This window comes from Chryseobacterium sp. YIM B08800 (genome assembly GCF_026163565.1).
Classification (GTDB): Bacteria; Bacteroidota; Bacteroidia; order Flavobacteriales; family Weeksellaceae; genus Chryseobacterium.
Genome location: NZ_JAPDKN010000027.1, coordinates 32,115 through 45,868 on the forward strand (window position 1 = coordinate 32,115; position 13,754 = coordinate 45,868).

Sequence of the window (13,754 nt, forward strand, 5' to 3'; positions counted from 1 at the left end):
ATTTGAGCGTAAATTTCAAACCATGATGAAAAACATTTTAATTTTAGCCGGAATGGGAATCCTGAGCTTTTCATGTTCAAAAAAAGAAACTACAGAAGTCAACAGTAAAGTTGACAGTACAAAAATCGTAGATTCCATCAATGCTGCAAGAACAAAACTGAACGACAGCATTAAAGCCAAAAACAGCGAAAACCGCTTCAAAGATTTCAGCGGAAGTCACAAATTCTTTTACCAGAATGACAGTTCACCTAAATACTCAGGATCTGTAAATTTCACAAAAATTGAAGGTGAAAGAGATAACTATAATGTTTCAGGAAGTATTAAATCAGGAAATAATTCAATTAACATTAAAGGTTTTATACAGGTAGTTTCTGCAAAACATATGAATTTCACCGGAGAAATCACCCAAAAAATCCCTGAAAACGACAACGGAAAACCTTACACAAGAAAAGGTATCAAAACTTTCGCATCTAAAGATGGCGGAAAAACCTACAGACTTCAGGATATGGTAAATGGTTCGGGATTTGTAGATTATATCGACATTCAATATTAAAATTTTAAGGTTATGCTCAATTTTGAAAAAAAAGGACAAGGGAAAGAGACATTAGTTCTACTTCATGGTTTCATGGAAAACATTTCAATCTGGAGCGACTTTGAAAAATATCTTTCCCAAGATTTTACTTTACTAAAAATAGATCTTCCCGGACATGGAAAATCGGATATCTTAGCAGAAGTTCACACCATGGAAATGATGGCTGAAGAAGTAAAAAAAGTTTTAGACCATCAAAATTTAAAAAATATCCATTTGCTCGGTCACTCGATGGGCGGTTACGTTTCTTTAGCATTTGCCGAGCAGTTTTCTGAATATTTAAAGAGTGTGACTTTATTTTTCTCTACTTATTTTCCGGATGATGAAGAGAAAAAAGAACAGCGCAAAAAAAGCTACAGAATCATAAAAGATGCCTTTGCTCATTATGCAAGAGCTGGAGTTCCCAATTTATTTAACCCTAACGAAAGAGACGTTCTGGAAGGTAAAATAGAGACCGCTTTGGAAGTTGCGCTTTCCACAAATAATCTCGGAGCTTTAGCCTGCGTAAAAGGAATGGTGGAAAGAACAGATAAAAAATATGTTTTAGAAAATCTGGATTGCCGAATTTTGGTTCTTGCCGGAAAACACGACAATGCAGTAAAAACTGAAAATACAATCAATCATCTTCCCGATCGTACCAATATCAAATCTTATGTTCTGGATTGCGGACATAACGGTCATTGGGAAAAACCTTCTATCTGTGCTGAAATTATCAATACCGAACTCCTTCATCATTTGCCAAAAAAATTGGTTCTTTAAAAAACATTTATCAATATTAGATACCATTTCTATATAAAATCATATCTTAGTAAGGCTTAAATTTTTCAATGAATTTATTTTCTTTCAAAAAAAAGAAACCCATTATAGGACTTACACTTTCCGGCGGCGGAATGCGCGGAATTGCCCACATTGCCGTTCTAAAAGCTCTGGAAGAATACAATCTTAAACCAGACATCATTTCGGGAACAAGTGCAGGTTCGATTATCGGAGCATTTTACTCGTTTGGGAAAACGCCCGATGAAATGATGGAAATTGTAAGAGAAACTACCTTTTTCTCTCGTTCTTATCTTAAGCTGTCTAAAAATGGGATTTTCAGTTCAAAATTTATTCTAAAACTTTTTACCGATCATTTTCCTGAGGACGATTTTAAAGTCTTAAAAATTCCTGTTTACGTCGCTGCCACAGAAATGACTCATGGTATTGTTGATTTTTTCTCTGAAGGAGAACTTTTCGGCCCTCTTTTAGCCTCTTCAAGCGTACCTTTTGTTTTACCTCCTGTAAAAATTGGTGAAAAAATTTATGTGGACGGCGGAGTTTTAGACAACCTTCCGATAGAACCGATTGTTGATAAATGCGATTTCTTAATTGGCTCTCACGTAAACTCCATCAGTTATGACGGATTGGAAAACATGAGTTTGATGAAAGAATTTGACCGTATTTTACATTTAGCCATTGCAAAATCTGTTTACTCTAAAGCAAGTCATTGCGACATATTTTTAGACCCGCCCAAAATGACAAAATTCAGCCTTTTCAATAAAAAGTTTCTGGATGTGATGTTCCAGGAAGTTTACGAATATACGTGCAATGACCTTGAAGAAAGAGGCTATAAGAAGTTATGAGTTTTGAATTATTAGTTATGAGTTTTTGCAACTAACTAACTACAAATTCTCCTCCGCAATTCTACTTTTAAAAGTCTCAATCGTATCTGGCAAAGATTCCATCGATTTTCCTCCTGCAGCATTGATGTGACCTCCCCCATTGAAATATTTTCTTGAAAACTGATTAACATCTACATCATCTTTACTTCTGAAAGAAATTTTAATAAAATCTTCGTAAAGATCTTCCATGAAAAACGCAGCCATTTTTACTCCAACAATACTCAGCCCGTAATTTACAAAACCTTCTGTATCACCTTTCTGGAAGCCATACTCCTGAAGTTCTTTTCTCGTTAAATACAAAACCGCAACTTTTCCGTCATTCACTACTTCGATTCTTCCTAAAATCAAGGCTAATAAATGCAAACGTGAAACGGTATTCGTGTCCCAAGTATTAGAAGTAATCACAGACGGATCTGCACCTTTTTCAATTAAATTAGCAACAATTCTATGCGTAGTCGCACTTGTAGAACGGAAACGGAAACCACCTGTATCAGTCATAATTCCGGTATAAAGGCATTCTGCAATATCTTGATTAACCAATTTTTCATCATTCATCGCTTCAATGAAATGATAAACCATCTGACAAGTCGCAGGAATAACCGTATCGGAATACACAAAATCAAAATCTTCAGGTTGTTGATGGTGATCAATAAGAATTTTCTTTGCTTTCGCTCTCATCAACCAGTCACCCAAAATCCCGATTCTCGCAGGAGAGTTGAAATCTAAACAGAAAATGACATCTGCTTCATTAATAATATCAAAAGCTACTTTTCTTTTGTACTCACCAATGATATTTTTTTTTGCTTCAGGCATCCATTTCAGAAATTTCGGGAAATCGTTGGGAACAACGACCTCAGCTTCCAAACCTTTTGCTTTTAAGTAATGTTTTAAACCTAAACTTGATCCAATAGCGTCTCCATCCGGATTGTAATGGGTAAGAATAACAATTTTATTTTCCGGTACAAGAAGCTTGTTGATTTCTAAAAGTTCTGAAGGTGTAAACATTTTTTTTTAATTTGAGTTTCCAAAGATAAAGGTTTTAAACGGAATGAATAGTAAATATAGAATAGTACAGAGCTAGTTTTTTAATAAATCTCTTTATAAATTGATTAAAAATATTTCAAAAAAAGAAAGGTAATATTTGTATCTATTAAAAAAATTAATATCTTTGCAACCTGAAAATTAATAGATAATTACGACTTAAACATATAGTAATGAGTAAAAGAACATTCCAACCATCAGAAAGAAAGAAAAGAAACAAACACGGTTTCAGAGAAAGAATGTCTACGCCAAACGGAAGAAGAGTTTTGGCAGCGAGAAGAGCTAAAGGCAGAAAAAGCCTTACAGTAAGTTCTGCAAGAGCTAAGAGATAATATTCTTTAGTCAAAATATACAGATCATGCTTGAAAAGTACTTTTTCAGGCATTTTTTGTTGTTAAAATATATTAATTTTTAGGTTTATAGAATATCTTTTTTTATTTTTAAAATCTGAAAAAAGCGCTTCCCGAAAAGCCTATAAAAATTGAATTTATGCCACATACACATATCACCGGAGACAGTATTGTAAGTCTGCAACATGCAAAGATTGCTCAAAAAAGTTTCACGGTACTTTCTGACGTTAACCTTAATATAAAGAAAGGAAGATTCTGTTATCTTATCGGAAAAACAGGTTCCGGAAAAAGCTCTCTTTTGAAGACTCTTTACGGACATATTCCTTTAGTTGCAGGAAAAGCCGAAGTGGTAGGTTTTGATTTGGCTAAATTAAAAGCATCTGATATTCCTAACCTTAGAAGAAAGTTAGGAATTGTTTTCCAGGATTTTCAATTGCTTTCCGATAGAACGGTTGAAAAAAATTTAAAATTTGTTTTGGAAGCTACAGGATGGAGCGACAAGCACAAAATTGACGAACGCATCAACGAAGTTCTTTCAAGTGTAAACATGAAAGGCAAAAAGCATAAAATGCCACACGAACTTTCTGGCGGAGAACAACAGCGTATCGCAATTGCAAGAGCGCTTTTAAATCACCCTGATCTTATTTTAGCAGATGAGCCAACAGGAAATTTAGATCCTGAAACTTCTAACGAAATTATGACGCTTCTGAAAAAAGTTGCTGAAGACAATCATGCCGCTGTAGTAATGGCGACACACGATTATCACATGATTCAGAATTTCCCGGGAGAAGCAATCAGATGTGAAGACGGAAAAGTTTCTGTATTGGATACGTCTGAATTGTTTGAATAAAATGATTAAAAGATTTAGAAATTGAGAGATTAAGATATTACTAACTTCTAAAATCTAATTTCTAACTTCTTTAAAAACATGAAACTCCTTGGTGAGTTCAAGATATTGGTCCGAGTATTGTCTCGGACTTTTTTCTATAATAAATTCAGATTCTTCCAATTCTTTTTTCGTTAAAGAAAATTCCAGGACTAATCTTTTTACTTTTGAATTTTCGATTCCTTTAACATTGACTTGTCGAACAAGAAATAATTGATTTTCATGAGCAATTCTAACAAAATCACGTCCAGCTTCAGAAGGAATAATCACAGATAAAATACCATTTTCAGAAAGCAATTCTGAAGATTTTGAAATCAGTTGCAAAAAATTTAATTCAACTGTTTGTCGCGCCAATTTATCTTTATCAGAATCAGATTCTTCAAAATAAGGCGGATTTGAAATAATCAAATCAAATTTTTCTTCAGACTGAAACGCTTTGAAATCTTGGAGAATATTTTTTAATCTTAAATGAAATGGTGAATTTTTAAAATTGCTTTTAGTAAGATTTACCGCTTCTTCATTAATATCAATTCCTAAAAAATTTGCCTGAGAATTTCTTTGTGCTAACATTAATGAAATCAAACCCGTTCCCGTTCCTATTTCCAATACTTTAGAAACATCATCCACATTCGCTAAAGAACCCAGCAAAACCCCATCTGTTCCTACACGGAAGACGTTTTGTGACTGCTGAATTTCGAATTGTTTAAATTTAAAAGACTTCACTATAAATTGGTCGGTAAAGTAATCGTAAATGTAGAACCTTTTCCAACGATTGATTTCACAGAAATTTCACCTTTGTAGTCTTCCACCATTTTTCTGACCATCGATAAACCAAGTCCCATTCCACTGTTTTTAGACGTAAAATTGGGTTCAAATATTTTCTCGAACATATCTTCAGGAATTCCGATACCGTTATCCTCAACAGAAATAATAACCCTTCTCTGATGCTGCTCAATATCGACATTCACCAAAAGATTTCGATCATCACTTTGCGCCTGTTTCGCATTGGTAACCAAATTGGTAATAATTCTAGAAAGGAAAACACGATCCATGGTAATCATAATATTGCTCTTATTCGCATGAACGAATATCTGATCGTCGTTGAAAACCCTTAAAATATCTTCTATTTCACTATTCAAATTAATAACTTCGTTATTCTTTTCGGGAAGTTTTGCAAATTCAGAAAAAGCTGAAGCCACAGTTGCAATAACATCGATCTGATCGACCATTGTTTTACTCATCTGCTTTACCCTTTCGGTAACATTCGGATCTTGTGGATCAAATTTCCTTTCAAAATTCTGAATGGTCAATTTCATTGGAGTCAGTGGATTTTTCACTTCATGCGCCACCTGTTTTGCCATTTCACGCCACGCCTCTTCAGAAGCTTTAAAACGAAGTCTTTCTTTCTGATCCTGAATCTGAAGAATCATCCTGTTATAAGCTCTCGCCAAAGCATTCAGTTCATCATTTTTATAATATTTAATGGGGCGCATCTCATTCTCAAAAAGAGTGATACGGGTAATCATATCTGAGAATTTGGTGATATTTTTTGCTAAATTATTCGAAGTAACCCAACTGAGCCAAATACTGAAAACAATAATAATAAAATCTATCAAAAGAATGTAAATCACATACTTATGCAAAACCTCCATATATGCAGACTCATTATGATATAACGGAATATAAATAATCCCCACCGGTTCCCACATATTGTTTTTTAAAACAAGATAAGACGAAGTATATACCGCATCTTTGGAAGCATCGTACCCGCGAATATCGTACCTTGTTTCTTTTGACAAGATTTTGTTCACAATATCCATAGGAACTTTTTTGCGGTCAACGAGATTTAAATCTTTATTTGACAGTAAATAATTACCTTTCAGATCATAAACAATAATATCGTGCTGATTAATATCTGCGATTTCAAATATTTTATTTCCCAAAACTTTCTTTAGGTCTTCGGTTTGTACAGAAGTACGGCTCAAAGCATAATCGAAATACGCCATTACCGCATTGGTTTTTTCCTGCATATCAATTTTGCTCTGTTGCAGGGCATTATTCCGCAACACAAAATAAGGAACCAACGAAGATGCAGCAACACTTAAAAGACATATTAACAAGAATCCGAAAAACACACGGTTTCTTAAGCTATATCCTTTATATTTATCAAATGCCATTCTGCCTGTTAATTAATTTTGAAATGTATTTACCAATAATATCAAACTCCAGATTTACTTTATCGCCCACCTGAAGCGTATTCATATTGGTAAATTCCCAAGTATACGGGATGATTGCTACAGAAAACTGAAACTCTTCACTTTTAGCTACTGTTAAACTAATTCCATTAACTGTGATTGAACCTTGAGGAACCGTAACAAAATTACCTTCTGAATTATATTTTACAGTAACAAAATAACTGCCATCTTTGTTTTCGATGCTTACAATTTCTCCGGTTTTGTCTACATGACCTTGTACAATATGCCCATCAAGCCTTCCATCCATCTTCATACAACGCTCCAAATTAACAACGCTTCCCACTTTCCATTTGCCTAAATTTGTTTTTTCTAAAGTCTCATTAATGGCAGTAACCACATACTGACTATCTTTTATCTCAACAACCGTCAAACAACAGCCGTTATGGGCAAGACTTTGATCGATCTTTAGTTCGTTTGTAAAAGGACAACTTAGTGTAAAGTCTATATTCGTTCCGTTTTCCTGTATTTTCTCAATAACCCCTACTGCTTCAATAATTCCTGTGAACATATTATTTTTTGCTAAATTTGTAAAATTATAATCTTCAAAGATAATCAAAATGAGCCCAAAAAACCATAAAGTACGAGTAGGAATTTCAATTGGAGATTTCAACGGCATCGGCCCCGAAATCATCATGAAGTCTCTGACGGACAAAACCATTACAGATTTTTTTACTCCAATTATTTTTGGATCGGGCAAACTTTTCACTTATCAGAAAAATCTTTTTAAGCTTAATTTAAATTTTAATTACATCACCGAAGCTTCACAAGCCCAAAATGGGAAGCTGAATATGGTGAACCTTGTGAAAGAAAATTCTAATGTAGAGCTGGGAAAACCTACAGAAGAATCTACCAAAATGGCAATAGACTCGCTGGAAGCAGCAACTGAAGCTTTAATGAAAGGCGAAATTGATGTTTTGGTAACTGCACCTATCAACAAAGATGAGATGGTAAAAATGGGTTTCAAACATGCAGGTCACACCGGTTATTTTGAAGAAAAATTTAATAAAAAAGGCTTAATGTTTTTGGTGTCGGAAGACTTGAAAGTAGCAGTTTCTACACATCATATCCCGATTTCTCAGGTTGCTGAAAATATTTCTAAAGAAAAAATTAAAAAACAGATCCGCGCTTTAAACCAAACTTTAATTGAAGATTTTGCGATCAGAAGACCAAAAATTGCTGTTTTAGGCTTAAATCCACATTCAGGCGACGGCGGAGTTATCGGAAATGAAGAAATAGAAATTATTTCTCCGGCAATAAAAGAGCTTTCAGACAACGGAATTCTCGCTTTTGGTCCTTTTCCTGCAGACAGCTATTTCCAGCCTTCAAAATATAAAAACTACGATGCCGTTTTAGCAATGTATCACGATCAAGGATTAGCGCCTTTTAAAACTTTAGCGTATGAAGAAGGGGTAAATTATACCGCCGCACTTCCTTTTATCAGAACCTCTCCCGATCACGGCGTAGCCTATGATATTGCAGGAAAAAACGTTGCTGATGCGCAAAGTTTTATGGAAGCAATTTTCACAGCAATTAAAGTTTTCAACAATCGAAATGATTATAAAGATTTGATGAGCAATCGCCTACAGCCAAGAAGGATGCCATCCGACAACGGAATTGACGAAGATCTGCCAATAGAAAGTGAAATGTAAAATCTGTAAACGAATTAAAATTAATTTGTTATGAATTTTATTTGTAATATTAAAAAAAATGCATATTTTTGCACACTCATTTTATGGACAAGTTAAGGAACTACGACGTAAGCTTTTCAGGGTTAAAAACCGGTAAGCACGAGTTCAAGTTTGAGATAGATAAAGAGTTCTTTCAATTATTTGACACTGATCAGGAATTTACAAATCCTAAAATTGCAGTTGATGTTTTACTTGATAAACACACTACTTTTTTAGAATTTGAAATAAAAGTAGATGGTACAGTAGAATTGGTTTGTGACATCACCAACGAAGATTTTACTTACCCTATCGAAAACCAAATCGGTATTTTGGTAAAGTTCGGAGAAGAATATGATGACAGCGAAGAAGATGTTATCACCATTCCTGCAAACGATCACGCTTTTAATATTTCGCAATTGATATATGAAAACGTGGCACTTTCAATACCTATGAAAAAATTATCACCTAATGTAAGTGATGAAGATTTGGAAATCCTTGAAAAATTCAGTCCAAAAGAAATAGAAGACGAGGAAGAACATGAAAGCGATCCTAGATGGGACGCATTAAAAAATTTAAAGAATAAAAATTAAATAGTTTAATGATGAGATGATGAATCTCATCACTCATCAATTAAAAAAGTTATTACAAAATGGCACATCCAAAGAGAAGACAATCGTCTACAAGAAGAGATAAGAGAAGAACTCATTATAAAGCTGTAGTTCCTCAATTAGCAAAAGATGCAACATCAGGAGAAATGCATTTATACCACAGAGCTCACTGGCATGAAGGAAAACTTTACTACAGAGGTAAAGTAGTAATGGAAAAAGAAGTAGCTACTACTGAAGAAAACTAAGAGTCGCTTTTCATCGAAAAACACTCGTTTTAATACAGAAACCGCCCAATTTTTATAAAATTTGGCGGTTTTTTGTTGTTTTTTGTGTTTTTTTGGTATCTTTGACAGCAAATCAAATATCAAATTTATGGACATTAAAGACATACAAAATCTTATCAAGTTTGTATCTAAAGCTGAGGTTTCAGAAGTAAAATATAAAACTAAAGATTTCGAAATTACTATTAAAACTCCACTAGGTGGTAACGAAGTAAGCTATGTTGCTCAACCGGCAATGTATCAGCAAGCTCCACAACAAGTGGCTCCAGGTCATGCTCCTGCTCCAGTTTCTGCAGCTCCAGAAAAAACAGAAGCAGCTTCTGATGATAGTAAATATGTAACTATTAAATCTCCAATGATCGGAACTTTCTACAGAAAACCATCTCCAGATAAAGATGTTTTTATAAATGTAGGTGACGAGGTTTCTAACGGAAAAGTAGTTTGTGTAATCGAAGCAATGAAGTTATTCAACCAAATTGAATCTGAAGTAAGCGGTAAAATCGTTAAGATTTTAGTTGATGATGCTACTCCTGTTGAATACGACCAACCATTATTCTTAGTAGATCCATCTTAATTAGAAGTTAGATGTTAGACATTAGATGTTAGATTAAATTCTACATTAAAATAACATTATCTAATTTTCAAATTATCTAATTTTCAAATTGAAGAAGATGTTCAAAAAAATATTAATCGCCAATCGTGGCGAAATTGCAATGCGTATTTTACGTACTTGTAAAGAAATGGGAATCAAAACGGTTGCAGTATATTCTACTGCCGATAAAGACAGTCTTCATGTAAGATTTGCTGACGAGGCTGTATGTATTGGTCCTGCAATGAGTAAAGACTCATATCTTAAAATCCCTAACATTATTGCTGCTGCAGAAATTACTAATGCAGACGCCATTCACCCAGGGTATGGTTTCTTATCTGAAAATGCTAATTTCTCAAGAATCTGTCAGAAAAACGGCATCAAATTTATTGGTGCTTCTCCTGAGCAGATTGAAAGAATGGGAGACAAAGCAAACGCAAAAGCGACCATGAAAGCTGCAAACGTACCTTGTGTACCTGGTTCTGACGGTTTAATTGAATCTTACGAGCATGCGGTAAAAACAGCAGAAGAAACAGGTTATCCGGTAATGATTAAAGCTACTGCAGGTGGTGGAGGTAAAGGAATGAGAGCTGTTTGGAAAGCTGAAGACCTTAAAGAACATTGGGAATCTGCAATTCAGGAAGCTGTTGCTGCCTTCGGAAACGGAGGAATGTATATGGAAAAACTGATTGAAGAGCCAAGACATATCGAGATTCAGATTGCAGGTGACCAATTTGGTAAAGCTTGTCACCTTTCCGAAAGAGACTGTTCTGTACAAAGAAGAAACCAAAAATTAACTGAAGAAACTCCTTCTCCATTCATGACTGACGAGCTTCGTGAGAAAATGGGTGAAGCAGCAGTAAAAGCAGCAGAATTTATCGGTTATGAAGGTGTAGGAACAATTGAATTCCTTGTTGACAAACACAGAAATTTCTATTTCATGGAAATGAATACAAGAATTCAGGTTGAGCACCCAATTACTGAGCAGGTTATTGATTATGACTTGATCAGAGAACAAATTCTTTTGGCAGCAGGAACTCCTATTTCAGGAATCAACCATTATCCGAAATTGCATTCAATTGAATGTAGAATCAATGCAGAAGATCCTTATGCTGATTTCCGACCATCACCAGGAAAAATCACAGGATTAAACATTCCTGGAGGACACGGAATCAGAGTAGATACTCACGTTTATTCAGGATACACTATCCCTTCAAACTACGATTCAATGATTGCAAAATTGATTACAACGGCACAAACCCGTGAAGAAGCAATTGCAAAAATGAAGCGTGCTTTGGAAGAATTCTATATTGAAGGAGTAAAAACTACAATTCCTTTCCACAGACAGTTGATGGAAGATGAAGCTTATCTTTCAGGAAACTACACTACAAAATTCATGGAGAGTTTTGTAATGGATAAAAAATATGATAATCACTAAGATTATTTTAAAATACATATTGAAAACCGCTTTACTTCAAGCGGTTTTTTTATTTAAAAAAATTTAAATTCATTTCAAAAGATATAAAAACTGCAAGTCATAATTTGTTTGAGCAATATTTTCTAAAGGATTATTTCATACCATCAAAACACACTTGAATACATCTAATATTCAGCATCATTATTCTGTTGAACCATCTGGTTTATTATACTTAAATTTGTAAAAAAGCAAAAAAAATATGTCAATAGCAGAACAAACAAAAAACTCACAATATTTCATTGAACTCGAAGAAAAACATGGTGCACACAATTATCATCCGCTTCCGGTGGTTTTAGATAAAGGTGAAGGTGTTTTTGTTTGGGATGTAGAAGGTAAAAAATACTACGATTTCCTTTCGGCTTATTCGGCAGTTAATCAAGGGCATTCTCATCCAAAAATCGTTGATGCTTTGGTAAATCAAGCTAAAAAATTAGCTTTAACTTCCAGAGCTTTTTACAATTCAAATTTGGGAGAATACGAGAAAAAAATTACTACTCTTTTCGGATTTGATAAAGTTTTACCTATGAATTCGGGAGCTGAAGCTGTAGAAACAGCAGTAAAATTAGCCAGAAAATGGAGTTATGAAGTAAAAGGAATTTCAGAAAATGCAGCAAAAATCGTAGTTTGTGAAAACAATTTTCACGGAAGAACGACAACAATCGTTTCTTTCTCAAACGATCCTGATGCCAATAAAAATTATGGTCCTTTCACTCCGGGATTTGTGAAAATTCCTTACAATGATCTTGCAGCTTTAGAAGAAGTTTTAAAAAATGACGCTCAAAATATTGCAGCATTTTTGGTTGAACCGATTCAGGGAGAAGCTGGAGTTTACGTTCCTGATGAAAATTTCCTTAAGAACGCTTTAGAACTATGTAAAAAATACAATGTTCTTTTCATTGCAGATGAAGTACAGACAGGAATTGCAAGAACTGGTAAATTGATTGCTTGTCACCATGAAAATGTACAACCCGATATTTTAATTTTGGGAAAGGCACTTTCAGGCGGAATGTATCCTGTTTCTGCAGTTTTGGCGAATGATGAGATTATGAATGTTATCAAGCCTGGTCAACACGGTTCTACTTTTGGAGGAAACCCAATTGCTTGTGCTGTTGCCATTGCAGCTTTAGATGTTGTAGAAGAAGAAAAACTTTCTGAAAGAGCTGAAGAATTAGGAAAACTATTCAGAAGCGAAATTGAAAAGCTAATTGAAAAATCAGACCTAATTACCAAAGTAAGAGGAAAAGGTTTATTGAATGCAATATTAATCAATGATACTCCTGAAAGCTCTACGGCTTGGAATCTTTGTTTACAATTAAAAAAAAACGGACTTTTAGCTAAACCAACCCACGGAAACATCATCAGATTGGCTCCACCTTTGGTTATTACAGAAGAACAATTATTAGATTGCGTGAAGATCATTGAAAAGACAATTTTGGATTTCAAAAAATAAAATCAAATATTTTTTTAAATTTATAACACTCTAAATCAGAGTGTTATTTTTTTATTTAATAAATCGAACAAACGATTGTTTAACTTTTGCGTTTACTTTTCATCTAACTTTTTATAATGTGAATGGTATGGAAGATCCAAAAATAAGCGCTTTGTTAATTGTCTTTAATGAAGAGAAAAATATTGAAGAAGCTTTAAACTCGGTAAAATTTGCCGATGAAATTATTGTATTGGATTCTTTTAGTACAGATAAAACAGTTGACATTATAAAAAATAAATATCCAAAGGTAAAGTTCTATCAAAATAAATTTGAAGATTTTACCAAACAGCGTAATCTCTGCATTTCTTATGCAAAAAACGACTGGATTCTATTTTTAGATGCCGATGAGCGAATTACTCCAAAATTGAAAAATGAAATTTTAAAAGAAATTAAAAAACCTGTTACTCAAAACGCCTATTTTTTTAAACGAAAATTCTTTTTCATGGGTGAAAAAGTAAATTATTCGGGTACTCAGAATGATAAAAATATTCGTCTTTTTAAAAAAGAAGTAGCTCATTATGATGAAAACAAAAGAGTACATGAAGGGTTGAGCAATGTCGACAATCCGGGAACTTTAAAAAATTATCTTCTTCATTTTTCATTTGATTCTTATGAAGCTTATTACAAAAAAGTCATTCATTATGCCAAATTAAAGGCAAAAGATTTGCATGAAAAAGGCGTACATTATCAAATAGCAAAACAATTATCGAAAAGCGCATTTAATTTCTTTAAAATGTATATTCTAAAACTGGGTATTTTAGATGGCAAAAAAGGGTTAATCCTCTCCTATTTAAGTGCTTTAAGTTCTTTTAAAACCTATGAATTTCTAAAAGAGGAATATGCATAACAATTCTTTTTTATAGG

Annotated in this window: 16 protein-coding genes; 12 read left to right on the top strand and 4 right to left on the bottom strand. The window is 33.8% G+C overall.

Annotated features, from left to right (window positions below):
* Window positions 1-25: 25 nt before the first annotated feature.
* The 3 genes from OEW74_RS11410 (at window position 26) to OEW74_RS11420 (ending at window position 2,208) form a co-directional block, all read left to right on the top strand.
* Window positions 26-553 (top strand): hypothetical protein, encoded by a 528-nt coding sequence (locus OEW74_RS11410; protein WP_265428613.1) that lies wholly within the window; start codon window positions 26-28, stop codon window positions 551-553.
* Window positions 554-565: 12 nt separating this feature from the next.
* Window positions 566-1,348 carry an alpha/beta fold hydrolase gene (locus tag OEW74_RS11415; protein WP_265428614.1) on the top strand — a complete coding sequence of 261 codons (783 nt, stop codon included), beginning with the start codon at window positions 566-568 and terminating at the stop codon, window positions 1,346-1,348.
* Between the two features lie 68 nt (window positions 1,349-1,416).
* Window positions 1,417-2,208: a patatin-like phospholipase family protein gene (locus OEW74_RS11420; protein ID WP_265428615.1), complete on the top strand. Its 792-nt coding sequence runs from the start codon at window positions 1,417-1,419 to the stop codon at window positions 2,206-2,208.
* A gap of 39 nt (window positions 2,209-2,247) precedes the next feature.
* On the opposite strand, the gene OEW74_RS11425 is transcribed toward OEW74_RS11420, so the two are convergent.
* Entirely contained in the window at window positions 2,248-3,252 is a 1,005-nt protein-coding gene (locus tag OEW74_RS11425; protein WP_265428616.1) for a DHH family phosphoesterase, read from the bottom strand.
* Between the two features lie 209 nt (window positions 3,253-3,461).
* Between OEW74_RS11425 and rpmH the strand changes: the two genes are divergently transcribed.
* Window positions 3,462-3,620 carry a 50S ribosomal protein L34 gene (rpmH, locus tag OEW74_RS11430; protein ID WP_034679005.1) on the top strand — a complete coding sequence of 53 codons (159 nt, stop codon included), beginning with the start codon at window positions 3,462-3,464 and terminating at the stop codon, window positions 3,618-3,620.
* A gap of 157 nt (window positions 3,621-3,777) precedes the next feature.
* Complete coding sequence (locus tag OEW74_RS11435) at window positions 3,778-4,488, top strand: cell division ATP-binding protein FtsE (RefSeq protein WP_265428617.1); 711 nt, start codon at window positions 3,778-3,780, stop codon at window positions 4,486-4,488.
* Window positions 4,489-4,542: 54 nt separating this feature from the next.
* On the opposite strand, the gene OEW74_RS11440 is transcribed toward OEW74_RS11435, so the two are convergent.
* From OEW74_RS11440 to OEW74_RS11450, 3 genes are read right to left on the bottom strand one after another with little or no spacing between them, the layout of a single operon-like run.
* Window positions 4,543-5,247, bottom strand: coding sequence for a tRNA1(Val) (adenine(37)-N6)-methyltransferase (locus OEW74_RS11440; protein ID WP_265428618.1), 705 nt, complete (start codon window positions 5,245-5,247; stop codon window positions 4,543-4,545).
* Window positions 5,247-6,701 (bottom strand): sensor histidine kinase, encoded by a 1,455-nt coding sequence (locus OEW74_RS11445; protein WP_265428619.1) that lies wholly within the window; start codon window positions 6,699-6,701, stop codon window positions 5,247-5,249. The genes OEW74_RS11440 and OEW74_RS11445 overlap by 1 nt, the downstream gene beginning before the upstream one ends.
* Complete coding sequence (locus tag OEW74_RS11450) at window positions 6,691-7,287, bottom strand: riboflavin synthase (RefSeq protein WP_265428620.1); 597 nt, start codon at window positions 7,285-7,287, stop codon at window positions 6,691-6,693. Before OEW74_RS11450 ends, OEW74_RS11445 begins: the two co-directional genes overlap by 11 nt.
* Before the next feature lie 49 nt (window positions 7,288-7,336).
* Between OEW74_RS11450 and pdxA the strand changes: the two genes are divergently transcribed.
* The 7 genes from pdxA (at window position 7,337) to OEW74_RS11485 (ending at window position 13,737) form a co-directional block, all read left to right on the top strand.
* Window positions 7,337-8,428: a 4-hydroxythreonine-4-phosphate dehydrogenase PdxA gene (gene pdxA, locus OEW74_RS11455; protein WP_265428621.1), complete on the top strand. Its 1,092-nt coding sequence runs from the start codon at window positions 7,337-7,339 to the stop codon at window positions 8,426-8,428.
* A gap of 83 nt (window positions 8,429-8,511) precedes the next feature.
* Window positions 8,512-9,036, top strand: a complete 525-nt coding sequence (locus tag OEW74_RS11460; RefSeq protein WP_265428622.1) for a YceD family protein — start codon at window positions 8,512-8,514, stop codon at window positions 9,034-9,036.
* A gap of 59 nt (window positions 9,037-9,095) precedes the next feature.
* Window positions 9,096-9,299, top strand: a complete 204-nt coding sequence (gene rpmF / locus OEW74_RS11465) for a 50S ribosomal protein L32 (RefSeq protein ID WP_066674711.1) — start codon at window positions 9,096-9,098, stop codon at window positions 9,297-9,299.
* Window positions 9,300-9,426: 127 nt separating this feature from the next.
* Window positions 9,427-9,909, top strand: coding sequence for an acetyl-CoA carboxylase biotin carboxyl carrier protein (accB, locus tag OEW74_RS11470; RefSeq protein ID WP_175621780.1), 483 nt, complete (start codon window positions 9,427-9,429; stop codon window positions 9,907-9,909).
* Between the two features lie 97 nt (window positions 9,910-10,006).
* A complete protein-coding gene (gene accC, locus OEW74_RS11475) occupies window positions 10,007-11,362 on the top strand; it encodes an acetyl-CoA carboxylase biotin carboxylase subunit (RefSeq protein WP_265428623.1) in 1,356 nt (451 codons plus the stop codon).
* A 238-nt stretch (window positions 11,363-11,600) separates the two neighbouring features.
* Complete coding sequence (gene rocD / locus OEW74_RS11480; RefSeq protein WP_265428624.1) at window positions 11,601-12,851, top strand: ornithine--oxo-acid transaminase; 1,251 nt, start codon at window positions 11,601-11,603, stop codon at window positions 12,849-12,851.
* 127 nt (window positions 12,852-12,978) lie between these two features.
* Window positions 12,979-13,737, top strand: a complete 759-nt coding sequence (locus tag OEW74_RS11485; RefSeq protein ID WP_265428625.1) for a glycosyltransferase family 2 protein — start codon at window positions 12,979-12,981, stop codon at window positions 13,735-13,737.
* Window positions 13,738-13,754 lie beyond the last annotated feature (17 nt).

What these genes read in the sequence shown, in the direction of transcription:
- OEW74_RS11410 (WP_265428613.1), top strand. Translation starts at nt 26, where the DNA reads ATGAAAAACATTTTAATTTTAGCCGGAATGGGAATCCTGAGCTTTTCA.
- OEW74_RS11415 (WP_265428614.1), top strand. Translation starts at nt 566, where the DNA reads ATGCTCAATTTTGAAAAAAAAGGACAAGGGAAAGAGACATTAGTTCTA.
- OEW74_RS11420 (WP_265428615.1), top strand. Translation starts at nt 1,417, where the DNA reads ATGAATTTATTTTCTTTCAAAAAAAAGAAACCCATTATAGGACTTACA.
- OEW74_RS11425 (WP_265428616.1), bottom strand. Translation starts at nt 3,252, where the DNA reads ATGTTTACACCTTCAGAACTTTTAGAAATCAACAAGCTTCTTGTACCG.
- rpmH (WP_034679005.1), top strand. Translation starts at nt 3,462, where the DNA reads ATGAGTAAAAGAACATTCCAACCATCAGAAAGAAAGAAAAGAAACAAA.
- OEW74_RS11435 (WP_265428617.1), top strand. Translation starts at nt 3,778, where the DNA reads ATGCCACATACACATATCACCGGAGACAGTATTGTAAGTCTGCAACAT.
- OEW74_RS11445 (WP_265428619.1), bottom strand. Translation starts at nt 6,701, where the DNA reads ATGGCATTTGATAAATATAAAGGATATAGCTTAAGAAACCGTGTGTTT.
- OEW74_RS11450 (WP_265428620.1), bottom strand. Translation starts at nt 7,287, where the DNA reads ATGTTCACAGGAATTATTGAAGCAGTAGGGGTTATTGAGAAAATACAG.
- pdxA (WP_265428621.1), top strand. Translation starts at nt 7,337, where the DNA reads ATGAGCCCAAAAAACCATAAAGTACGAGTAGGAATTTCAATTGGAGAT.
- OEW74_RS11460 (WP_265428622.1), top strand. Translation starts at nt 8,512, where the DNA reads ATGGACAAGTTAAGGAACTACGACGTAAGCTTTTCAGGGTTAAAAACC.
- rpmF (WP_066674711.1), top strand. Translation starts at nt 9,096, where the DNA reads ATGGCACATCCAAAGAGAAGACAATCGTCTACAAGAAGAGATAAGAGA.
- accB (WP_175621780.1), top strand. Translation starts at nt 9,427, where the DNA reads ATGGACATTAAAGACATACAAAATCTTATCAAGTTTGTATCTAAAGCT.
- accC (WP_265428623.1), top strand. Translation starts at nt 10,007, where the DNA reads ATGTTCAAAAAAATATTAATCGCCAATCGTGGCGAAATTGCAATGCGT.
- rocD (WP_265428624.1), top strand. Translation starts at nt 11,601, where the DNA reads ATGTCAATAGCAGAACAAACAAAAAACTCACAATATTTCATTGAACTC.
- OEW74_RS11485 (WP_265428625.1), top strand. Translation starts at nt 12,979, where the DNA reads ATGGAAGATCCAAAAATAAGCGCTTTGTTAATTGTCTTTAATGAAGAG.